General features: G+C 49.2%; 22 protein-coding genes. 18 read left to right on the forward strand and 4 right to left on the reverse strand.

Annotated features, from left to right (window positions below; translation table 11 throughout):
• Positions 1 to 279 precede the first annotated feature (279 nt).
• Both BT105_RS09985 and BT105_RS09990 read left to right on the forward strand, forming a co-directional pair.
• Entirely contained in the window at positions 280 to 717 is a 438-nt protein-coding gene (locus tag BT105_RS09985; protein ID WP_072300617.1) for a SpoVA/SpoVAEb family sporulation membrane protein, read from the forward strand.
• 95 nt (positions 718 to 812) lie between these two features.
• Positions 813 to 1,091, forward strand: coding sequence for a sporulation transcriptional regulator SpoIIID (locus tag BT105_RS09990; protein WP_431767979.1), 279 nt, complete (start codon positions 813 to 815; stop codon positions 1,089 to 1,091).
• Between the two features lie 236 nt (positions 1,092 to 1,327).
• Here the strand turns inward: BT105_RS09990 and BT105_RS09995 are convergent, their stop codons facing one another.
• Genes BT105_RS09995 through BT105_RS10010 form a run of 4 tightly spaced genes read right to left on the reverse strand, consistent with a single transcriptional unit; the run spans position 1,328 to position 6,047 of the window.
• Positions 1,328 to 2,701: a DUF4340 domain-containing protein gene (locus BT105_RS09995; RefSeq protein WP_072300619.1), complete on the reverse strand. Its 1,374-nt coding sequence runs from the start codon at positions 2,699 to 2,701 to the stop codon at positions 1,328 to 1,330.
• Positions 2,701 to 4,248, reverse strand: coding sequence for a Gldg family protein (locus BT105_RS10000; protein ID WP_072300620.1), 1,548 nt, complete (start codon positions 4,246 to 4,248; stop codon positions 2,701 to 2,703). The genes BT105_RS09995 and BT105_RS10000 overlap by 1 nt, the downstream gene beginning before the upstream one ends.
• 6 nt (positions 4,249 to 4,254) lie before the next feature.
• Positions 4,255 to 5,004, reverse strand: a complete 750-nt coding sequence (locus BT105_RS10005) for an ABC transporter permease (RefSeq protein WP_072300621.1) — start codon at positions 5,002 to 5,004, stop codon at positions 4,255 to 4,257.
• A 2-nt stretch (positions 5,005 to 5,006) separates the two neighbouring features.
• The gene (locus tag BT105_RS10010; protein ID WP_072300622.1) at positions 5,007 to 6,047 is read right to left on the reverse strand and encodes an ABC transporter ATP-binding protein; all 1,041 of its coding nucleotides are present in this window, start codon (positions 6,045 to 6,047) and stop codon (positions 5,007 to 5,009) included.
• A 581-nt stretch (positions 6,048 to 6,628) separates the two neighbouring features.
• Here BT105_RS10010 and BT105_RS10015 point away from each other — a divergent pair.
• The 16 genes from BT105_RS10015 to spoVM all read left to right on the forward strand — a co-directional run bounded on the left by BT105_RS10015 (position 6,629) and on the right by spoVM (position 23,070).
• On the forward strand, positions 6,629 to 9,193 hold the full coding sequence (locus BT105_RS10015; protein ID WP_072300623.1) for a glycoside hydrolase family 48 protein: 2,565 nt from the start codon (positions 6,629 to 6,631) through the stop codon (positions 9,191 to 9,193).
• Between the two features lie 173 nt (positions 9,194 to 9,366).
• On the forward strand, positions 9,367 to 10,245 hold the full coding sequence (locus BT105_RS10020) for a YicC/YloC family endoribonuclease (RefSeq protein ID WP_028516084.1): 879 nt from the start codon (positions 9,367 to 9,369) through the stop codon (positions 10,243 to 10,245).
• A gap of 3 nt (positions 10,246 to 10,248) precedes the next feature.
• Positions 10,249 to 10,506, forward strand: a complete 258-nt coding sequence (locus BT105_RS10025; protein WP_024861623.1) for a DUF370 domain-containing protein — start codon at positions 10,249 to 10,251, stop codon at positions 10,504 to 10,506.
• On the forward strand, positions 10,499 to 11,104 hold the full coding sequence (gene gmk / locus BT105_RS10030; protein ID WP_028516085.1) for a guanylate kinase: 606 nt from the start codon (positions 10,499 to 10,501) through the stop codon (positions 11,102 to 11,104). The genes BT105_RS10025 and gmk overlap by 8 nt, the downstream gene beginning before the upstream one ends.
• Positions 11,097 to 11,306 (forward strand): DNA-directed RNA polymerase subunit omega, encoded by a 210-nt coding sequence (gene rpoZ / locus BT105_RS10035; RefSeq protein ID WP_028516086.1) that lies wholly within the window; start codon positions 11,097 to 11,099, stop codon positions 11,304 to 11,306. Before gmk ends, rpoZ begins: the two co-directional genes overlap by 8 nt.
• On the forward strand, positions 11,267 to 13,756 hold the full coding sequence (gene priA, locus BT105_RS10040; protein ID WP_242940117.1) for a replication restart helicase PriA: 2,490 nt from the start codon (positions 11,267 to 11,269) through the stop codon (positions 13,754 to 13,756). The genes rpoZ and priA overlap by 40 nt, the downstream gene beginning before the upstream one ends.
• Positions 13,757 to 13,774: 18 nt before the next feature.
• On the forward strand, positions 13,775 to 14,245 hold the full coding sequence (gene def, locus BT105_RS10045) for a peptide deformylase (RefSeq protein ID WP_028516088.1): 471 nt from the start codon (positions 13,775 to 13,777) through the stop codon (positions 14,243 to 14,245).
• Positions 14,242 to 15,171 carry a methionyl-tRNA formyltransferase gene (gene fmt / locus BT105_RS10050; RefSeq protein WP_072300625.1) on the forward strand — a complete coding sequence of 310 codons (930 nt, stop codon included), beginning with the start codon at positions 14,242 to 14,244 and terminating at the stop codon, positions 15,169 to 15,171. Before def ends, fmt begins: the two co-directional genes overlap by 4 nt.
• A gap of 12 nt (positions 15,172 to 15,183) precedes the next feature.
• Positions 15,184 to 15,951 carry a zinc metallopeptidase gene (locus tag BT105_RS10055; protein WP_081367857.1) on the forward strand — a complete coding sequence of 256 codons (768 nt, stop codon included), beginning with the start codon at positions 15,184 to 15,186 and terminating at the stop codon, positions 15,949 to 15,951.
• Positions 15,951 to 17,243 carry a 16S rRNA (cytosine(967)-C(5))-methyltransferase RsmB gene (gene rsmB / locus BT105_RS10060; RefSeq protein ID WP_072300626.1) on the forward strand — a complete coding sequence of 431 codons (1,293 nt, stop codon included), beginning with the start codon at positions 15,951 to 15,953 and terminating at the stop codon, positions 17,241 to 17,243. Before BT105_RS10055 ends, rsmB begins: the two co-directional genes overlap by 1 nt.
• Before the next feature lie 9 nt (positions 17,244 to 17,252).
• Positions 17,253 to 18,311 (forward strand): dual-specificity RNA methyltransferase RlmN, encoded by a 1,059-nt coding sequence (gene rlmN / locus BT105_RS10065; RefSeq protein WP_072300627.1) that lies wholly within the window; start codon positions 17,253 to 17,255, stop codon positions 18,309 to 18,311.
• Positions 18,308 to 19,033 (forward strand): Stp1/IreP family PP2C-type Ser/Thr phosphatase, encoded by a 726-nt coding sequence (locus tag BT105_RS10070; protein ID WP_072300628.1) that lies wholly within the window; start codon positions 18,308 to 18,310, stop codon positions 19,031 to 19,033. The genes rlmN and BT105_RS10070 overlap by 4 nt, the downstream gene beginning before the upstream one ends.
• A gap of 16 nt (positions 19,034 to 19,049) precedes the next feature.
• Positions 19,050 to 21,404, forward strand: a complete 2,355-nt coding sequence (gene pknB / locus BT105_RS10075; protein ID WP_072300629.1) for a Stk1 family PASTA domain-containing Ser/Thr kinase — start codon at positions 19,050 to 19,052, stop codon at positions 21,402 to 21,404.
• Complete coding sequence (gene rsgA / locus BT105_RS10080) at positions 21,404 to 22,282, forward strand: ribosome small subunit-dependent GTPase A (RefSeq protein WP_177243960.1); 879 nt, start codon at positions 21,404 to 21,406, stop codon at positions 22,280 to 22,282. Before pknB ends, rsgA begins: the two co-directional genes overlap by 1 nt.
• Entirely contained in the window at positions 22,279 to 22,929 is a 651-nt protein-coding gene (locus tag BT105_RS10085; RefSeq protein ID WP_072300630.1) for a thiamine diphosphokinase, read from the forward strand. Before rsgA ends, BT105_RS10085 begins: the two co-directional genes overlap by 4 nt.
• Before the next feature lie 24 nt (positions 22,930 to 22,953).
• Positions 22,954 to 23,070 carry a stage V sporulation protein SpoVM gene (spoVM, locus tag BT105_RS15425; protein ID WP_143186570.1) on the forward strand — a complete coding sequence of 39 codons (117 nt, stop codon included), beginning with the start codon at positions 22,954 to 22,956 and terminating at the stop codon, positions 23,068 to 23,070.
• Positions 23,071 to 23,077 lie beyond the last annotated feature (7 nt).

Raw genomic sequence — 23,077 nt, forward strand, 5'->3', positions numbered from 1 at the left:
TTATGGCACTATATGGAATATATATTTTTCTATCATAGAGCGTGCCTGCGCTCCCTGACCACGTTGTCGCTCGCAAGCTTGCTCACTCTTATCAATGCCGATAATCGTACATCGCTTACGGCACAAAAATAAACTATGTAGGGCTGCCTTTTGCAGACGGCAGCGGAACGCCGAGGGCGGCGTTCCCTACAAGGACATACGGGCTGCCTCCGGCAGTCAGTTTTTTATATGCATATTTTTCATAAAGCCGCAGATAATACCGTAAAAGGAGCTGATATTATGAAAATAACCCCTGAGCTTTACGGTGATATGACACGGCAGGCTTCTCCCAAATCCAATTACAAGGTGAATATCACGACTGCATTTTTAGTCGGCGGAGCTATCTGCGCCTTCGGACAGATAATACTCTCGCTGCTGGAAGGATACGGTCTTGACCGCACGGAAGCAGGTACATGGACTTCTATAATACTTGTCGGATTAAGTGCAGTCTGCACGGGCTTCGGCTGGTATTCAAAGCTTGCAAAGCACGCAGGCGCAGGAACTCTCGTGCCGATAACGGGCTTCTCAAATGCTATTAGCTCGTCAGCGATAGAAGCGCGTTCCGAAGGGCTCGTTCTCGGCGTCGGAGCAAAGATATTCACAATAGCAGGACCTGTTATCCTGTTCGGCTGTTCTGCTGCCACGATTTACGGATTGATATATTATTTCTTGAAATAAGCAGAGGACGACCATTGGTCGTCCCTACAGCTGAATGCTGATAATAATCACCTTTTTCATGACATATACATTAATAAATGTTATGAAAAGAGGTGATGAGCTTGAAGATCCAGCAAGAGGGGCGGGCGGTCATGCTTGGGAGATATATTACTGAAAACAAGACCACGGTCCGTGCCGCGGCAAATCATTTCGGGATCTCAAAAAGCACCGTACATAAGGACGTCAGCGAGCGGCTCCGTACCGAAGATCCCGAGCTTTATGCAAATGTGAAGGATATACTTGAAATTAACAAGCAGGAGCGCCATATCCGCGGAGGTCTTGCAACTAAGCGGAAGTACGCGGCTATTGCACACCGCAAAAGACCATATAAGTAAAAAGCAGCACCAAATGTGAAAAAGCCGTAAATAAGCTTTAAGCTTCTTTACGGCCTTTTCTGAAATAATAAAGAATAGAGAATAAATAATAAATAAGAATTAAGGTATCCGTTTCACGGACATATTAAAAAAATATCGCCGAAAGGCAATACCAATATTATTCTTTCTTCTTTATTATTTTAGAGGGCGTGATAAATTTCTTTATCACGCCCTTGCTAATGGTGCTGCTTTTTACTTTATTCAAGTCCTGCAAGCTTCTGGAACTTTATGAAGAATTCGCTGAGAGAATTTCTTCCTCTTAGCATTGATTCGTCGACGTAAGCTCCTGTGTACTTGCCGTTGCGGAATACGTAATAGCTTGTACCCTCGCCCTTGACAAGCTCTATCTTTACGGTGCCGCCCTCATCAAGCTTGAATTCTGCTGTGAGTTCAGGCTCCTTGAGTTCGGGCTTTGCCTTTACGTCTGTGCCTGTGTACTTATAAATGGACATTGAATTGAAGAAGTTGTCAAATGCAACGTAATTCTCGTTGGTGTTGAGATCAACTTCCTTGCCGTTCACGGTGCACTTGTTATTCTCCATATCAAGCTCTGCGCTGATATCTATATTGGCGTACTTCAGCTTGAAGCTCTTGGTGCTGTAGTTCCTTGCGGCAATGTAATTCTCCGATATGAAATCGTAGGGGAGAAGCTGAGTGAAATGCATATCCTGTGTATAGTACTTTTCCACCTGCTCGCCGTCTACAAGCACATAGCAGTATTTGGGATCGTTCTCGTCGACGCTCATAAGGAGCTTTCGCTCTGTGCCGTCAAGTCCCTTTACCACAGCCTCGCCGTAGGGCTTGTCAAAGCCGTACTTGGCAAGGTCGTCGAGCTTTTCGTCCATCATGTCCTCGGCTTCGAGGCGGACTATGTTATTGAACTGAGCTGTTACCTTAGTCTGGTCAAGCTCGATTTCGGAGTACTCCTTTGGGAGCGACCATTTCTGGCTTTCTTCATCAAAGGTGAGGTCGCAGAGGACTTCGCCGTTCTTGTAGGTGGTGACCTGCTTTAAGTCGTAAAGCGTATATGGCAGGAGCTCCTTGTTCTTGATGAGGAGCCTGTCAAGCTTGAGCACGCTTCCCTGCATAGCTTCAATGGCATAGATATTGTTCTTGCCGTCTATGGTAACATAGTAGTAATTGCCTGTAGGACTCATATTTCCTATATGGATAGTGTGAGTGCCCTTTGGTTCGGTCACCTCCACGATATCGGGAGAATCAAGTCCGTACATGGCGAGCTTCTCGTCGGTTATCTCGCCGTAGTTTTCAGCGGCTTCAAGAGTCGATGTGTAGGTGCAGATGAGCTGGCAGTAGGTCTGGTCAACGGCAAATTCGCCTGAATCGAGAGTCCACTTTTTACCGTCGTGTTTGCATACATAAGTCTCGCCGTCCTTTGAGAAGGAAAGCTGTGTGACTGCGTCGCCGTCAAAGTGGAGAAGTGAGTTTTCGGCTATCATTTCCTGCGCCTGTCGGTTTTCATTATCCTTTTTGTTCTTTACGGCGAGGAAGGCTCCTATGGAGCCGCCTGCCGCGATAACTAAAGCAATAAGTGCTATAATAGGTTTTTTCATCAGGAATTTCTCCTTTTAAGCCATACTGCGATACCAATGACTGCTATAACAACAGGCAGGATAAACAGTGAGACGATCGTCTTTGTAGCGTCATTAGAGCCCTCAAAGGTCATATAGTCGTAGGCGTTTATCTTGTTGCCGACACCGAACTGTATCTCGCTGTCGTAGAGCCATGTGTTGCTGAATATCATCAGCATTCTTGTACCGCTGGTGCTTGCGATCTTCTGCTTGTCGGCAGGTATCTCAACTGTAGGAGTACATCTTACGGTATCGATAGGAGCTGTAGTGCCGATAACGATAAGCTTTCCGCCTGATTTTTTGTTGAATGAATAGTAGCCGAAATCAAGAGAAATACCGCTGAGCTTTTCGTCTGCTTCCTTGGCGGTTATATCGTCGCCGCCCATTGCTTTGCTGACAGTTGTATATTTACCATTAAGACCTGTTGTGTTCTTGATTATTGAAGAACGCTCGATGTAGGAGGCTCCGGGGAATGAGTCCTCGGGTATCTCTGTAAGGCTTCTCGTATAGGAGATGCCTGCGGAGAATGAGCCGCTGCTTATCAGCTTGTTGAGGTCTGTGGTAAGGTCCTGAGTGAAGTCGGTGTTTACCTGCGAGCCTGCGGGATACTCGACGCGGAGATAATTCTCGTTCTGGTTCTGGTCGGGGTCGTCAAGCATATTTGCAGGAGTTGTCTCGGTAACGATGTTGTAGTCGAGGACAAGTCCGAATTCCTCCATTATCTTCTCGATGTTGGTGAAGCGTCCCTCTGTGTCGCAGGGATCGAGGAGGAATGACATTGCGCCGCCGTTGTCGGCATATTCAAGGAGAAGGTCCTTTTCCTTGTCTGTGATATCCTTTGTGGGACCTGCAAGATAGATTATCTTTGCGTTGTCGGGGATAGCGCCCTCCTTGCCGAGGTCAAGCTCCTTTACGTCGTAGTTGTTGGTCTTGAGGAGAGCTGAGAATTCAGCAAGGTTAGTCTCGATAGACTTCTCGCCGTGACCTGTGAGGAAGTAAACTGTAGGCAGAGAGCCGCTTGCACAGGTCTTGACAGCCGCTGCGAGGAGCTCCTCGCCTGCGTACTGCTTGGTGTCGTCAGCGCCTGTCTGGAACACTTTGTTTCTGCTTATTTTTTTGATAACGCCGTTTGACTTGACGAAGGTATCGCCCTTTTCAAGTCCGAGCAGTCCTTCGGGATCGAGCTCTTTTGAGAGAGTTACGTTCTCGTCGGGGAGGAAGCAGGTGAGTGTGATATTGTCACGCTGCTCAAGCTGCTTCAGTGTGTGGTAAAGAGGCAGGAACTCGGAGTTTTCCGAGCGTTTGAACTCCTCGAGGTCGTAGAGACAGTAGATGTCGATATGCTTGTCGGCAGTTTCGTCAAGAAGCTGTACTGTCTTTTCGTTGAGTGTGTATTTGCCTGCTGGCGTCATATCGAAGCCCTTGTCGTAATAGCTTACGATGAGATTTATCGGTATGAATATTATCAGTACAAGGAGCGCTGTTATTAAGGCTACAGTGCCCGAAAGATTCATTTTTTTCTTTTTCATTGCAGCTTACCCCCTGTTCCAGCGTCTTTTCTCTATGGCGATGTATGTCCATACGAGAAGCACGATTATTGCCGATGCAAAGAAGGTAAGGTCCGAAAGACGAATAAAGCCCTCAGAGAAGTAAGCGAATCTTGGCTGAGCTGCAAATGCGTAGATAACGGACTGCGCCTTGGGGAACTGTGACATGAAGCCTGAGTTTGCAAAGTCGTCGATAAAGAGGAGTATGAACATCACAACTTCACCGATGATAGCTGCGAGTATGGAGTTCTCGGTAAGTGCGGATATGAGCATACCCAGCGCTATGTACATGAGTCCCCAGCAGAAGATTCCGATATAGGCGCATATGAGCTGGCTCATTACTACCTCGCCCTTGATAGCTGTGATGATAGGGAAGATAAGAGTTCCTGCTATCATAAAGAGGTATACGGTAACGTTTGCAAGGAACTTTGCGATTACTATCTTTGCAACGCTGACGGGAGAGGTCATGAGCAGCACCTCTGTGCCGTTCTTGCGCTCGTCTGCGAATGTCCTCATGGTGAGGATAGGCAGCAGGAAGATAAAGTAGAGTATTACCGAATAGAACATCTCGGTGAATGAGAAAGGCATTACGTTTGCACTGACTGAGCTGTTCTTGCCGAGGTCGCTTATCATATTAGCGATAGGGAGTGCGAAAAGCAGCAGGAAAAGCGCTGCTATAGCATATGCGAAAGGAGTGTAGAAGAAGGATTGCAGCTCCTTTTTATAAATAGGAAACATGATTATTCTTCCTCCTTTTCTTCTTCGTTTTCGTCTGACTCGTCCTCTGTGCCGCCCGACTCGTCGGGAGTCTCTTCAAGGAGCTCTTCAAGTCCCGACTTCTTGGCAGGACGGTTTATGAGCTCGATGAATACGCTTTCGAGGTTTGGCTTGTCCGCGTATATTTCGAGAATGCTTACGCCGTTCTTGATGCATTCAGCCATGATAGCGTCTCTTGCGGTGTCGAAGTCGCCCTCGAGCTGGACTGTGAATGCGTAAATGCTGCTGCCCTCGTCGTCAATGGCGGTTATCTCCTTGACTCCCTTTGTCATCTCGATTACCGACGCAGCCTTTGTTCTGTCGCCCTTGACCTTGATGTGGAGAGTGAGTGTCGAGGAGAAGGATTTCTCAAGATTCTCGATGGTGTCGATAGCTCTGATATCGCCCTTGTTGATGATGACGACGCGGTCGCATACTGCGCTGACTTCACTGAGGATATGGGAGCTGAATATAACGGAGTGCTCCTTTTTGAGGTCCTTGATGATAGCGCGGACCTCTGCTACCTGATTGGGATCGAGACCGACTGTAGGCTCATCGAGGATAAGGAACTTGGGATTGCCGAGAAGTGCCTGCGCAAAGCCGACACGCTGCTTGTAGCCCTTTGAAAGATTGCGTATGAGCTTGCCCTCAACGTCCTTGATCTTGAGAAGCTTCATAACGCGCTCTATCTCGTCCTTTCTATCACCTCTGGGCACTTGTTTCAGACCTGCGCAGAAGGAGAGGTACTCCTTTACCTTCATATCGGGATACACAGGCGGTATCTCGGGGAGATAGCCGATGTTCTTTTTGGCTTTAAGGGGCTCTTTAGTTATGTCGGCGCCGTAGATGCTGACAGTTCCGTCGGACATGGGCAGATAGCCTGCTATCATGTTCATGGTTGTCGATTTGCCCGCTCCGTTGGGACCGAGGAAACCGAGGATCTCATTATCGTTTATTGTAAAGCTTATATGATTTACAGCACGGTTGCTGCCGTAATACTTGGTAAGATTTTCAATAGTGATCATGAGGCGCTCCTTTCTGATCTTAAAAATCAAATATTTAATATAAAATAGTATACTATAGTGCAGTATAGCATACTGCTTTATTATTACAGAATAATATTAACGTGGGATTAACAAAATATGAATAAAATGTTAATTCCAGCGATATTGGTCAAAGACTTTACGCGGTGCGGACACATAGCCTCAAGTATATATTATAGCCGAAGTGTGTGGGTTTTGTGAGAGATTATTGAGTTTGAGATGAATGTTTTGACTTTAAGTTCGTTTACGGAATTTGTTAATATTTCGTTAACATATAGGGAAAACCTTGGATTTTTCGGGTAGACAAAATGTACAAAAATGGATTTGCTATTGTGTGCATTGCAACAAAAATGACTTTGGCGGATTGGTAAAACAACCTAAACTGTTGACACAAAGTTAAAGGTGGGCTATAATTATCTTGAAAATAGTTTGAGAATTGTGTGTAGTCTGCGTGAAAATACACACAGTGTACGAAGTATTTTCGTATGCGCTCCCCGAAACATCGCTTTCAGGGGGCAATTAACCATTTTTTAAACCTATACTACAGAGAGGGGTAAAAAACAATGATAAGCAAAAAGAATAAGGCTCTCGCAGCAGGCATTCTTGCTGCTGCAATGTCTGCTTCAGCAGTAATGCCTGTTATGGCATCAGCTGCTCCTACAGCAGAGGCTGCAAAGTCTAACGGCTCTTACAAAGAGATGTTCTCATCACTTTATGATGACGTTATTACAAACGGTGTTCAGAACGGATATCTCAGCAGCCAGACTAATGGTTCGGGCTTCGGAATCCCTTACCATTCAGTAGAGACATTCATCGTTGAGGCTCCTGACTACGGTCACGAGACAACTTCTGAGGCTATGTCCTACATCGTTTGGATGGCAGCTATGCACGATGTTCTCGAGGGAACAGGCACAGCAAGCGACATCAAGAAGGCTTGGAACACAATGGAGGCTATGATCCCTGGCTGGTCAAAGGCTTCAGGCAGAACAGATGTTAAGTATGATACAATCTGGAAGCAGTCAAGACTCAAGGCTGATACAGCTGAGGAAGGTGACCTTCCTACTGACTATCCTACAAAGCAGCCACAGGTTGACGCTATCAACCCAATGTTCGATACATTCAAGTCTGCATACGGCAGCGATAACGGTTACTATCTCATGAACTGGCTCGCTGACGTTGATGACTGGTATGGTTTCGGCGGAAGCGGTAAGTTCACATTTATCAACACCTTCCAGAGAGGTGAGCAGGAGTCTTGTTTCGAGACTGTTCCGGCTCCTTGTCTTGAAGAGCTCAAATATGGTATGGAGAGCAGCGGCGATAACGGCAACGGTATCAAGGCTATCTTCAACGGTATCGGCAAGGTACCAAAGCAGTACTCATTCACAAACGCTCCTGACGCTGAGGATCGTGCTATCCAGGCTATCTACTTCGCTAACCAGAACGGCGTAGACTGCGGCGAGATCTCAGGTCTTGCAGGTAAGATGGGTGACCAGTGCCGTAACGATATGTTCGATAAGTACTATAAGGCTATCGCTAAGGATACAAAGCTCACATCTTCATCAGCAGGCATGGATTCCAAGCACTATCTCATGGCTTGGTACACAGCTTGGGGCGGAGCTCTCGGCAACTACGACTGGGCTTGGCAGATCGGCTGCTCACATTCACATCAGTTCTATCAGAATCCTCTCGCTGCTTACGCTCTTCTCTATGATGAGGGCATCAACAGCGGTATGAAGGGTAAGGACGCTGCAACAGACTATAAGGAGTCTCTCAAGCGTCAGATCGAAATGTATCAGTGGCTCCAGTCTAAGGACGGTCCTTTCGCAGGTGGTTGTACAAACAGCTGGAGAGGTCGTTACGAGGAGTATCCTTCAGGTCACGCTACATTCTATGAGATGGCTTACGTTCCACATCCTGTATACGCAGATCCTGGTTCAAACCACTGGATCGGTAACCAGGTATGGTCAACACAGCGTCTCTGTGAGCTCTATTACTATGTAACCAAGGACGGCGATAAGAGCGGTCAGACATACGGCGGACTCAAGCTCGACGAGGCTCTTGATAAGCTTCTTGAGAGATGGATCGGCTGGTTCGAGGAGAATACACACTTCAACTGGACAGATCCTGAGGGCCACAAGTACAGCTATTGTATCCCTGCAACTCTTGACTGGGGTTCAAGCGATACAGACTATACTTGCACACCTGATACATGGACAGGTACATACAGCGAGAGTGCTAACCAGAAGCTCACCTGCAAGATCGGCGGCTATGGTCAGGGAGACGTTGGATGCGTATCCTCACTCTGTAATACACTTATCTACTATGCAAAGGCTAAGGGCGTAGATGCTAAGTACGCTACTGAGGAAGGCACATCTGTTGCTGAAAAGGGTCTCTACCTTGCTAACAGACTCCTCTCTGCTCAGTATAATCAGGGCCGTGACGATATCGGTCTCACATTTACAGACAGCAACCCAAGCCTCAAGAGAGTATTCCACGAGGAAGTTTATATTCCAAAGGAGTACAGCGGTACAATGCCTGACGGTTCTAAGCTTGAGTACGGCGCTACATTCTCATCTATCCGTAAGAACTACGAGAAGGATGAGATGTGGCAGGAAGCTAAGAAGTATGACGAAGGCAAGGGCGAAGATAACAACGGCGACGGAACAGTTGATATCAAGGACTTCCAGTTCCAGTATCACAGATTCTGGCACGCTGGCGACGCTATCGTTGCTTACGGTACAATGGCACTTCTCTATCCTGAGGTTAAGCCACTTCCTGATCCTGATGACGTTACAACAACTACAACTACAACAAGCACAACAACTACTACAACTACAAGTGTAACTACAACTACAACAGACAAGAAGCCTGATGATGTTAAGGCTACACTTTGGGGCGACGCTAACTGCGATAAGGACGTTGATATGTCAGACGTTGTACTTATCATGCAGAACCTTGCTAACCCGAACAAGTACGGTCTTAACGGTTCTGATGACAAGCACATCACAGAGCAGGGCCTTGCTAATGCTGACGTTGCTGAGCACGGCGACGGCGTAACAGCCGGAGACGCTCTCCGCATTCAGGAGTACCTCCTCAAGAAGGTTGCATCTCTTGATCCTACTAAGTAATTAGTATATAGAATCATTAAAGCTGCACGGCGAAAGCTGTGCAGCTTTTTTATGTCCACAGGGGCTGAAATGGGCAATATTTTCAGAAAAACCCTTGCATTTTAGCAGGAATAATGTTATAATATTAGAATAGCATATCTATGCGAATAAATAAAAAGAAAGCAGGCGATAAGGTGCTTAGAAGTATGACAGGCTACGGAAGAGCGCAGCAGATACTTAACGGACGGGATATTCTCGTGGAGATTCGCTCCGTGAACCATAGATATTATGAGTATTCTTCAAGAGTTCCAAGAACTTACAGTTATATAGATGAAAAACTCAAGGCTTTGCTGAAAACGGGCATCTCCCGCGGTAAGGTGGAGGTAGCGGTAACTATCAACAACATCGAGGGCAAGGACGCTGAGATAGCTATCAACAAGGGCGCTGCTCAGGGCTATGTGGACGCTCTCAGAGGCATTGCCGACGAGCTGGGTGTTGAGGACGATATCACGCTCTCAAAGCTCATGAAGCTCCCCGATATATTCAATATACAGAAAACTCCCGACGATGAGGAGCAGGTATGGGAGGACGTTTCCGCAGTTGCTTCCGAAGCTATACAGCGCTTCGTTGAAATGAGACAGGTTGAGGGTGAACGCCTGAAAGCCGATGTCACCGAAAAGGCTGAGGGTATCCTCAATATGGTATCCAAGGTAGAGGAGCTGTCTCCAAAGACCGTTGAAAACTACAGGAACCGCCTTTACAAGAAGCTCAGCGAGGTTCTCGAGGGCAAGGATATAGACGACCAGAGAGTCCTCACGGAAGCTGCTGTTTTTGCTGAGAAAATTGCTGTTGACGAGGAGACTGTACGCCTGAGAAGCCATATCGCTCAGCTGGAATCAATGCTGGCAAGCGACGAGGCTGTAGGCAGAAAGCTGGACTTCATCGTTCAGGAGATGAACCGCGAGGTAAACACTATCGGCTCAAAGGCTCAGGACCTCAATATCACAAAGGTAGTCGTTGATATGAAGGCTGAGATAGAGAAGATACGCGAGCAGATACAGAATATAGAGTAAGCTATGAAACTGATAAATATTGGCTACGGAAATATGGTGTCGGCAGACAGGATAGTTACTATCGTAAGTCCCGAGTCTGCTCCCATAAAGCGCCTCGTTCAGGAGGCTCGCGACGACGGCAGAGCCGTTGACGCAACTTACGGACGCAAAACAAGAGCCGTTATGATAATGGACAGCGGTCATATTATACTGTCCTCACTCATTACGGATACTCTTGCGGCAAGAATAAACGGTTCGGGAGGTTCGGACGAAGATGAATAAAGGCAGACTTATAGTTTTTTCTGCGCCGTCAGGCTGCGGAAAGGGCACTATGCTGGAGGAGATACTCAAGGACAAGAGTTTTGCGATATCTGTTTCGGCTACTACAAGAGCTCCCCGTGAGGGCGAAAAGGACGGTGTGAATTATCACTTCCTTACCCGTGAGGACTTCGAGCAGAGAATCGCCGACGGCAAGTTCATCGAACACGCCGAGTACTGCCAGAACCTCTACGGTACTCTTTCCAGCGAGGTGGACGGCAGACTGGAACAGGGACTCAACGTTATCCTCGAAATAGAGCCGCAGGGCGCTATGAAGATACGCGAGAAGCGTCCCGACGCGGTATTTATATTCGTTGTTCCGCCGTCGATAAACGAGCTCCGCCGCAGACTCAAAAAGCGCGGCACCGAGACCGACGAGGTCATCGAGGAGCGCGTTTCCAAGGCAGCTTGGGAGATATCTCAGGCTGAAAAGTATGATTACGTTATCGTCAATGACGCCCTTGAGGACGCTGTAAGCGACTTCTTCGCAGTTATCCGCGGAGAACAGCTGAAAGTGGACTACTCGGGAGATATTATAAATGAGGTGTTGAAAAATGCTTAGACCAGCAGTAAACCAGATTATCACAAAGAATGAGAGCTGTTATTCTCTCGTTATCGCAGTTGCAAAGCGTGCAAGACAGATCTCAGAGGAGCTCTATGAAAAGGGCGAGACTCTTGAGGAAAAGCCTGTTAAGACAGCTGTTGAGGAGCTTGCAAGCGGCAAGTGCAAGATAGTGAACACAGCTCCGACTATCAGCGAATAATGCCCCTTACAGCGGAGGTAGCAGTCAGCGGAACAGCCTATTCCTTTGATATGCTGTTCAGCTATGCTGTGCCCGAAAAGCTTGCGGCAAAAACTGCCTGCGGCTGTCGGGTGCTGGTACCCTTCGGAAAAGGAAATAAGCGCAGGATAGGCGTGGTGATGAAGCTCACCGAGGGCGATACAGCCCGTCTGAAGCCCCTTGTATCCCTTGTGGACGAGGAGCCTGTTGTCTCAGAGGAGCTTCTGCGGCTTGCTCTATATCTCAGGGAGCAGACCTTCTGTACCTACTATGACGCAGTAAAGACCATGCTCCCACCTGCAATGAGCGTAAGCACTAAGGAAACGTTCAGGCTTGTTAAGAATTTCACGGGCGCTGGATCGCTGAGTCCTGCGGCGGCGGAATTGCTTGACAGACTTGCCTGTATTACGGACAATAAGGAACTGAACGCTGTTATTGAGGAGCATATCATCGAAAACGGCAGGCGGCTCCCTGACGAGCTCTGCGACGCAGGCGCCATGGACTCGGACAATGTGTTCAGACAGGCGGTCGGCGACGCGGCAGTGAGAATGGTGCGGCTTTCCGACAAGTACATGAGCGCTCCCGAGAGCTTTGACCTTACTCCGAAGCAGAAGCAGGTAGCGGAATTTCTCAGCGAGTACGGCTCTGCGGCGGTACGTGAGGCGGCATATATGTGCGGCGTTACGGAGTCCGTGGTGAAGCGGCTCTGCGCAGGCGGAGCGGCTGAGGAGTACGAAGCAGAGGTGCTGAGACGAGTTGAGGGCGATGCTGAGGAGAAAAGGCGTCCCGAGGACATTGTTCTTTCTCCAGAACAGCAAAAGGCTCACGACGCGGTGCTGGCACAGCTTCATGAGCGCAAGCCTGCGGTATTTCTGCTCCACGGCGTTACGGGAAGCGGCAAGACCTCGGTCTTTGAGAAGCTCATAGACGACACGGTGAAAATGGGACGGCAGGCAATGCTGCTCATTCCCGAGATAGGTCTTACGCCTCAGATACTCAAGCGTTTCCGCTCGCTTTTCGGTGAAAGAGTAGCCGTTATCCACAGCGGTCTCTCTCTCGGTCAGAGGCTTGACGAGTACAAGCGCATAAAGCGCGGCGACGCGGATATAGTAATAGGTACGCGAAGCGCTGTTTTTGCTCCGCTCAGTAATATCGGCATTATCATAATCGACGAGGAGGGCGAGCGTTCCTACAAATCGGACAGCTCCCCGAGATATACCACCCATGACATCGCCAAGCAGCGCTGTGCTTATCATAACTGCGCACTTCTGCTGGCTTCGGCAACTCCTTCTATCGAGAGCTACTACCTTGCCGAAAGGGGAGCGTACAGACTTCTCGAAATGAAGGAAAGATACGGCAATGCGCCCCTGCCCGAGGTGAGTATCATTGATATGAACCTTGAGCGCGAGGCAGGCAACCGCAAGGAATTCAGCCGCAAACTGGCTGAGGAGATAAGCGCCAATCTGAAAAACGGCGAGCAGTCAATACTGCTGCTGAACAGGCGCGGCTATCATACCATTATAAGCTGCTGCGACTGCTATCAGCCCGTGTACTGCCCCAATTGCTCGGTACCGCTGACATACCACAAGAAAAACGACAAGCTGATGTGCCACTACTGCGGCTACGTCAGTCCGCCTGTAGACACCTGCCCGTCCTGCGGCTCAAAGCACCTGAAAAATATGGGCTTCGGCACCCAGAAGCTGGAGGAGGAGCTCTCAACGTTCTTTCCGTCCGCGCGTATCCTGCGCATGGACGCGGATACTACGTTCTCGCGGTATTCCTACGAGAAGAGCTTCACGGACTTCCGCGACGGCAGATACGACATAATGATAGGCACTCAGATGATAGGCAAGGGACTGGATTTCCCCAACGTTACGCTGGTTGGAGTCCTCTCAGTCGACAAGGCTCTGTATGCGGGAGATTTCCGAAGCTATGAGCGAACCTTTTCCCTTATCACTCAGGTGGTGGGACGAGGGGGACGCGGTGAGCGCCGCGGACGCGCTATACTACAGACCTTTATCCCCGAGCACTACATCATGAACCTTGCAGCCGCTCAGGACTACAAGGGATTCTACAACGAGGAAATAGCTATCCGCCGCGCGATGATATTTCCGCCCCTCTGCGATATGTGCATTTTCTGCTTTTCGGGAAATGAGGACATATCCGTAAGGCTGGGCGCGGAGGCGGTGCTGCGGCTTATGAACGGGAAATTAAGGGAATTGCAGCCTAAAACTCCCGTGAGAGTACTGGGACCTGTCCGCTGCTCATACGGCAGGATAAACGGCAAGTACCGCTACAGGATAATAATGAAATGCAAGAACAGCGCCGAAATGAGAGGCTTCATCAGAGAAGTCCTTACAGAGTCGGCAAAGCTGAAGGAAATGAAAGGCGTCGCTCTTTACGCCGATATTAACGGCGATGTGGGCGTATAATAGAAAAGGATAGATAATATGGCACTTAGAAGGATTTTAACAGATAAGGACGAAATGCTCCACAAGGTTTGCAAGCCTGTGGATAAGTTTGACGAGAAGCTTGCACAGCTTCTTGACGATATGCACGAGACTCTCAACAAGGCTGAGGGCGTAGGTCTTGCGGCTCCCCAGATAGGCATATGCCGCAGGATATTCATCATGCACCTTGACGAGAATGACAGCATCGAGGCTATAAACCCCGAGGTTACAAAGAAAGAGGGCAAGCAGAGAGTGCAGGAAGGCTGCCTTTCCTGCCCGAATGTATGGGGATATGTAACAAGACCTATGAGCTGTCACTTAAAGGCTCAGGACAGGAACGGCAACTGGTTCGAGCGCGATTTCACAGAGCTTGGCGCACAGTGCACCTGTCATGAGAACGACCACCTTGACGGTCACGTTTTCACAGAGATAGTTGAAGAATTCTTCGTACCCGAGGAGACTAAGCAATGAAAATAGTATTTATGGGAACTCCCGATTTTGCCGTGCCATGCCTGCGTACTCTTGCAGAGAGCAGCCATGAGGTTGCGGCAGTGTTCACACAGCCCGACAAGCCCAAGGGCAGAGGATACAAGCTTATCCCCACACCTGTAAAGGCTGCGGCTGAGGAATACGGGATACTCGTTTATCAGCCCCTTTCACTGAGAAAGGGCGAGGACGCAGAGGAGTCCATGAGGATACTCCGCGGGATAGCTCCCGACCTCATAGTCGTAACGGCTTACGGACAGATACTCCCCAAGGAGATACTGGAGCTGCCGAAATACGGCTGTATCAATATCCACGCTTCCCTCCTGCCGAAGTACAGGGGAGCAGCTCCCATAAACTGGGTGCTCCTCAACGGCGAAAAGGAGACAGGCGTTACTTCCATGCAGATGAGCGAGGGACTTGACACAGGTGATATGCTCATAAAGAGAGCTGCGGAAATAGGCGAGAATGAGACCTATGAGGAGCTCTATGCAAGGCTTTCTGCTATGGGAGGCGAAGTTCTTGCGGAGACTATAGAAGCTATCGGAAATGGCGCGTTAAAGCCAGAGGTGCAGGACGACAGCCTGAGCTGCTATTCTCCTATGATACGCAAGGAGATGAGCGCTCTTGACTTCTCGAAGACTGCGGCGGAGGTACACAACACTATCCGCGGCGTTACGGGCTTTGCAATGCTGGAGGGCAAGCGCCTGAAAGTATTCAGGTCGGAGATAGCACAGGGCAGCTTCGACGGTGCCGAGAACGGCGCTATCGTGGATACTGCAAGCTTTGCGGTCAAGTGCGGCGACGGAAAAGCCGTTATCTTCCGCGAGGTACAGCCCGAGGGCAAAAAGCGTATGAAAACAGAGGACTTTCTCAGAGGAAAGAAGCTCGTAAAGGGCGATATCCTCGGATAAGGAGGAATAGTTATGTATATCATGAATATGTTTATGGCACTGTCAAGATATTATCACTACTACGGAACAGGCTACGGCACACGCAGTACAAGCGACCACATCGGTATTTATATCCTGCTTTATGTTGCTATACTGGTAATACCGCTCATTGCCCAGATAAACGTATCTTTCACATTCAAGAAGTACAGCAAGATAGCCAATTCAAGAGGTCTTACCGCAGATCAGGTGGCAAGAATGATACTTGACGCAAACGGACTTCAGTATGTTGAGATACAGCACATCAAGGGCAAGCTCAGCGACCATTTCGATCCTAAGGCAAACGTTGTAAGGCTTTCAGATTCTGTTTTCGGACAGCGCTCTGTAGCGGCTATCGGTGTTGCGGCTCACGAGTGCGGTCATGCCTGTCAGCACGCTGAGAGCTACGGCCCTATACTTCTCAGAAGCAAGCTGGTACCCGTTACCAATATCTGCTCACACCTCTGGTACATCGTTCTCCTGATAGGCGTCGCACTGAGCAGTCTCACTATCGGTACAGGACTTATTTACCTTTCTATCGCTATGTTTGCGGCAGTTGTCATCTTCCAGACAGTTACTCTCCCGGTAGAGTTCGACGCAAGCAACAGAGCGCTCAAGACTCTTGCAAACGATGGTATCCTTGAACCAAGTGAAGTTCCTCACGCAGGCAAGGTGCTCAAGGCAGCAGCTCTCACATATGTTGCAGGACTTCTTTCTTCGATACTCCAGCTGCTCAGACTTCTCCTTTCAGTCAGAAGAAGATAATGACAGATCCGCGATATCTTGCTGTAAAGCTTCTCGACAAGACCTTTTCAAGCGGCAGCTATTCAAATTTGCAGCTTGACAGCGGTCTCAAAGGCTCGGATCTTGACGACCGCGGCAGAAAGCTCTGCTCCGCTCTATACTACGGAGTCATCGAGCGCAGGCTCACTCTTGACCATATGATCGGCGGTCTCAGCTCCCGCCCCATAGAGAAGCTTGACGGCATAATACTGAATATACTGCGCTGCGGCGTGTACCAGATAATGTACATGGACAGCGTTCCCGACAATGCGGCGGTAAACGAGAGCGTGGCTCTTGCAAAGAAGTTCCGCAAGACCAGCGCTTCGGGCATGGTCAATGCGGTGCTCAGGAATTTTATCCGCGGCGGCAGGGAGCTGAAGCTCCCAAAGGACGGCGTAAAGGCTTTATCCGTGAAGTATTCTGCTCCTGTTGAGCTGGTAAAGAGCCTTGCGGACGACTACGGCAGAGAGGCGGCGGAGAATTTCCTTGCGGCTTCTCTTGAAAAAAATGTCACATATCTTCGTCTCAATCCGATTAGATGTACAGAGGAAGAATTCCTTTCTGCACTGGGCGGTATAAAAGCCGAAAAGCTCATGGATAACTGCTTCATGGCGGAGAGCGGCGATCTTACGGCAACAGAAGCCTTCAAAAAGGGCTGGTTCCACGTTCAGGGGCTTGCTTCGCAGCTGTGCTGCATGAGCCTTGCTCCCACGGAGCAGGACAGAGTCCTCGATATATGCGCTGCCCCGGGAGGTAAGACCTTCACTATGGCGGAGCTCATGGGCGGCAAGGGCGAGATATATGCCTTTGACCTTCATGAAAAACGTGCGGAGCTCATACGCAAGGGCGCTGAAAGACTTGGTCTCACCAATATAAAGGCGGCGGCAGGGGACGCAACGAAGTTCAACCCCGAACTGCCGAAATTCACGAAGATACTCTGTGATGTCCCGTGCTCGGGACTGGGAGTCATCGGCAGCAAGCCCGAGATAAAGTACAAGAACATCTCGGATTTTGCGGGGCTCCCCGACATACAATATAAAATAGTGTGCAATGCGCTGAATTACCTCGATTCGGGCGGAACTTTAGTCTATTCCACCTGCACGGTGAGAAAAGCCGAAAACGAAGCGGTCTGCGAGAGACTTCTCCGCGACCATTCGGAGCTTGAAGCCGTGGAGCTTCCCGAGCTCATGGGAGAAAAATTCGGCACTATGGCTACACTTATGCCGCCGAAATTCGGAAGCGGCTTCTTTATAGCAAAATTCAGAAAAAAGTAAGGTGATAAATTGGAAAAAGTAGATATTCTCAGTCTTGATCTGGACGAACTTACGGAAGCTCTCGTTGCTCTGGGAGAGAAGAAATTCCGCGCAAAGCAGATATTTCAGTGGCTTCACGTCAAAAGAGTCCTTGATTTCGACAAAATGTCTGATATATCTATCCAATTGCGCAGTACTTTAAAAGAAAAATTTTGTATAAATGGACTATTTATACAAAAAAAGCTTGAATCTGCTATAGATAATACGGTAAAATATCTTTATAGGCTTTCTGACGGCAATTTTGTGGAGACCGTCCTGATGGAGTACAGCTACGGATACAGTATCTGTGTGTCCACTCAGGTGGGGTGCAAAATGGGCTGTCGTTTTTGTGCGTCTGCGATAGCAGGCTACGTGAGAAGTCTTGCTCCCTCGGAGATACTCATGCAGATATATGAGGCTGAGAGGGACTCGGGCAAAAAGGTCTCGGGTGTGGTGCTCATGGGCATCGGCGAGCCTCTTGACAATTTCGACAACGTTATGAAGTTCCTCACGCTGCTCTCCCACAAGGACGGCAACGATATGAGCCTTCGTCACGTATCGCTCTCCACCTGCGGTATCGTACCGCGTATATATGAGCTGGCTGATAAGAAATTACAGCTCACGCTCTGTATTTCTCTGCACTGTGCAGACAACGAGGGCAGAAGCGAGATAATGCCCGTAAATAAAAAATACGAGCTGTCAAGTCTTATGGAGGCTTGCAGATACTACATCGAAAAAACAGGACGCCGCGTAACCTTTGAGTACGCCGTCATCGACGATGTGAATAATTCCGCGGCGGACGCCGACAAGCTGGCAAAGCTGCTGCGGGGCATGAACTGCCATGTGAACCTTATTCCCGTTAATAAGGTCAGGGAACGAAATTATCGTACAGCCCGTTCAGGTGTTGCGGAATTCGCAAAACAGCTGGGCAGGCGGGGGATAAACGCTACCGTGAGAAGAACTCTCGGCAGCGATATAGAAGCGGCGTGCGGTCAATTGCGGCGTGACGCTGCTGCGCAAAGTCAACAGAATGGGGGTGCGGATACTTGAGGTTTCGCTACGGCACGGATATCGGTCTGATTCGCGATGAAAATCAGGACGCGGTCAGATGCGAATACTTCGGCCATAATGTGCTTGCCGTCGTGTGCGACGGTATGGGCGGCGAACGAGCTGGAAAGGAAGCCAGCGAGCTCGCAATAGAAGAATTCTTCCAGCGTTTTTCGGCGGATTATAAGGAGAGCCTCAGCGATGAGGATATCCGCAAGCTCCTTATATCATCGATATCAGCGGCAAATTCCGTGATATATACACGGGCGAGGTTCGATTTCAAAAACTTCGGCATGGGTACGACCTGTGTGGCTGCCTTTGTTACAGGTAAAACAGCCTTCATAGCCAACGTCGGCGACAGCAGAGCATATCTCATCACCGACACAGGCCTCGTCAGGATAACCACTGATCATAATGTAGCAGCTTTGCTGTTTGAGCAGGGGAAGATAACCGAGGAGGAAATGGAGGTACACCCTCAGAAGCATATGCTCGTAAGAGCTGTAGGCGTGGATAAAACGGTGCTCACCGATACGTTCATGCTGGACTATGAGGATAAGATAAGTCTGCTGCTGTGCTCGGACGGCCTTTCGGGATATTGCAGTGATGATGAAATATACGACGTCATTCTCAACTCTGATTTTGATGACGCCGCAGATCAACTTATAAAATTAGCTCTCACCAAGGGCGGCCGTGACAATGTAACTGTTGCGGTAATTTCTGACTAACGCAGGAGGAAAGGAAATGGACAAGAATATTGGCAAGAAGCTCGACGGAAGATATGAGATAACCGAGCTCATCGGCGTCGGAGGTATGGCTGAGGTCTACAAGGGCGTCGATGTTATCGACAACAAAACGGTTGCCATTAAGATACTCAAGAAGGAATTTGCAGAGAACGAGGAATTTCTCCGCCGCTTCCGCAATGAGTCAAAGGCTATCGCAGTTCTCTCACACCCGAATATCGTAAAGATTTACGACGTGGGCTTCTCCGAGAAGATACAGTACATCGTAATGGAGTACATCGACGGTATCACTCTCAAGGAGTATATCGAGGAGGAAAAGGTCCTCACATGGAAGGACACAGTTCACTTTGTTATACAGATACTCCGTGCTCTCCAGCACGCTCACGACAAGGGCATAGTTCACCGTGATATCAAGCCCCAGAACATCATGATGTTCACTGACGGCACTATCAAGGTCATGGACTTCGGCATTGCAAAGTTCGCCCGTGAGGAAGGCAAGACAGCTACCGATCAGGCTATCGGAAGCGTTCACTATATCAGCCCCGAGCAGGCAAGCGGCAGCGTTACCGACGCAAAGAGCGATATCTACTCCGTCGGTGCAATGATGTACGAGATGCTCACAGGCAAGAAGCCTTTCGACAGCGATAACCCCGTTGCTATCGCAGTTATGCATATGCACGATATCCCCGAGCGCCCGAGAGCTATCAATCCGTCTATCCCCGACGGTCTTGAGGAGATAGTTCTCAGAGCTATGGAAAAGGCTCCCGAGGACAGATACCAGACAACTGCCGAGATGATAAGCGATATCGAAGCATTCAAGGCTGATCCGCATATCTCATTCGGTTATTATACTGAGGAGACCGACGAGTCCGAGGAGTTGCTTGACAGCTCCGCAGGCACAGAGGTAGAGTCCGAGAGCAGACAGGAGGTAGCCAACGCTTACGCTTCAAAGGCTAAGGCTCCTGTGGCAGCTGCTGCCGCAGCAGGCGCAGGCTCGGGCTATTCATCGGGCGGCTCTGTATCACAGAGATACAACGACGCTTATACCGACAATTACGACGAGTACGATGATGACGAGGACGATGACGAAGAGGAGGAAGAGCGTTCCTCACTGGTAGTCCCCGTACTTACGGCTGTAGTCGTAGTAGTTATCATAGTTGCCGTTATATTCGTAGCAACTATGCTCAGCGGACTTCTCAGAAACAGCGCAAACAAGAACGGCAAGACCATGCCAGACCTTTACGGCTGGGACTACAATCAGGCTTATGCAGCTTACAGCGGCGATATCAAGTTTGAGATAGAGAGTCAGGAATACAACGAAGCCGACGAGGGAACTATCATCAAGCAGAGTATCGAAAAGGGTACTGTATTCAACAAGGGCGATGTCTGCAAGGTAGTTATCAGTAAGGGTATGGAGACCGTTGAGGTACCTCATGTACGAAATGTTAACCTCGAGCTTGTAAAGACTCAGCTCCGTGAACGAGGACTTGAACCCAAGATACAAAAGACCTCGGACGCAGAGATAAAGCCTGATTACGTTATCAAGTCCGAGCCTGAAGAGGGTACTATGGTACACAAGGGTACAACTGTTATCCTCTATGTCAGCATGGGCGCTAACGCAGAGCAGGTAACTCTGGACGATTATATCGGCAAGACAGCAGAGGACGCTGCTATCCTTGCAGGCTATAAGAACCTTAAGGTAAAGACAGAGCCTACACCTTCATATGAGAAGGAGGGTATCGTTGTAGATCAGGAGCCTAAGAAGGGCACTAAGCTCGAGGGCGGCTCAGAGATCACACTTTATGTCAGCGACGGTACTGTTCCGAACGGAAAGGTAGATATCGACCTCAGCTTCCCTGGTGAGGCTTCAGGACGATTCAGCATCGACTTTATCCTCACAGATGAGAAGAACAAGACAAAGGCTGTATCAACAGGTACCCTTATCTGTCCTGAAATGGCAGGCTACTCACTGACTATCGAGGGCTCCGGACAGAGCGTAAGAGCTTCAGCTATCCTTACAAACCTTACAACAGGCGCTAAGGCAAACTACGGAAGCTACACCTTCAACTTCGCTAAGGGCACATATACCACCGACAGCGAGAACGCTTGGGGCGCATTCGATCAGGTAGGCGCATTCAAGAAGGAAGAGCCTACAACAGAGACTCCTACACAGGCACCTGCTCCTACAGATCCTCCTTCACAGGCTGGCAGAGATCCTTCTATCGTAGAGGGCAACACCTACTACGGAAAGTACAACAATGAAGGCGCTTGGGAGTGGTACGGACACTTTGACGAAAACGACAAGTGGGTCTGGGAAGGCTACTGGAACGACCAGAACGAGTTTGTTCACTATTAATGAGTAAAAACGTTATAAGCGGAATAATTATAAAATGCTTAGGGGGACTCTACAGTGTAGAGTCCCCTGACGGTATATATGAGTGCAAGGCGAGGGGAGTTTTCCGCAACAGGGGGATAAGTCCCTGCGTGGGCGACCGCGTTGACGTTGAGGACGGCGTCATCACGGAGATAGCTCCGCGAAAAAACTGTATCATAAGACCTCCGCTTGCAAATCTGGATCAGCTCATATTCATAGTGTCCACCTGTGAGCCTGCTCCGAATTACCTTATTCTGGACAAGTTCATAGCCATTGCGGAGTACAAGGGCATAACCCCCGTAGTGGTCATAACCAAGACAGACCTCGGGGACAGCCGTCCCATACATGAGATATACGGCAGTATCGGTATTGATGTTGCTGAGGTCAGCTACGATGACGAGGCTTCCATTGAGAAAGTGCGTCAGCTGCTCAGCGGTAAGATAAGCGCCTTTACGGGCAACTCGGGAGCAGGCAAGTCTACCCTGCTCAACGCAGTAGATCCTACTCTGAATATTGCCACAGGCGAGATAAGCCGAAAGCTTGGCAGAGGAAGACACACCACCCGTCATGCTGAGCTCTACAAGCTCAGCGGCGGCGGTTATATAGCCGATACTCCCGGATTTTCCACCTTTGAGACAAATCGCTACGACATTATCCGCAAGGAGGAGCTGGCGGACTGTTTCCGCGAGTTTGACGGACTTACGGATAAGTGCCGTTTCAGGGACTGCGCACACCTCTGCGAAAAGGGCTGTGCGGTAGTCGAGGCAGTTGAGAGGGGAGAGATATCTCTCAGCCGCCACGAAAGCTACAAGACAATGTACGAAGAAGCTAAGCAGTTAAAGGAGTGGGAGCTCAAATGAGAAAATGCGCGATATTTGCAGGCGGAGATATGCCTGACCTGAGATGCTACAAAAAGTGGTCATACTGGGAGAAGTACAGCTGCTTCATCTGTGCCGACTGCGGCTACAGACACGCCTTAAGACTGGGGATACTTCCCGATGTTATCGTGGGGGATTTCGATTCCTACAGTGATGAACTGCCAAAGGGCGTTGAGAAGCTGAGAAGCGTTCCCGAAAAGGACGATACCGATACCCTTATGGCTGTGAAAAAGGCTATAGAAATGGGCTACAGCAATATCGACCTCTACGGAGCTCTTGGCGGAAGGCGCTTCGAGCACAGCTTCGCCAATATACAGGCTATGATATACGCATTGCAGCAGGGCTGCCGCCTTGAGATAAAGGGCGAGAGCCACCTGCTTGTACAGGAGGCGGACGAGGGCACTGTTACATACAAGAATATGGACGGCGGCGTTTATCTCTCGGTATTCGCACTGACAGAGAGCGTTGGCATAGAGTATCTCCGCGGCGTTAAGTACCCCCTGGAGGACTACCGCATGGTACAGTCCTTCCCCATAGGCGTCAGCAACGAGATAGAGGACGAAAAGGCTGTCCTGCGCATAAAGGACGGACTTGCACTGGTCATCATAACGCCGAAGATAGTGGTGTAACAAAAAGCTCCCTTGCGGAATATAATGAGATATATCCTGCAAAGGAGGGGGTACATATTGAAGATAGTGGTCATCAAGAGCCCGAAATTCATATCGGGGATACTGAGAGCCATTTTCGGTATTAAAAAAGAAGAACAGTAGAAAAAAG

The sequence above is a fragment of the Ruminococcus flavefaciens genome (assembly GCF_900119075.1).
GTDB classification, from domain to species: Bacteria; Bacillota; Clostridia; order Oscillospirales; family Ruminococcaceae; genus Ruminococcus; species Ruminococcus flavefaciens_Q.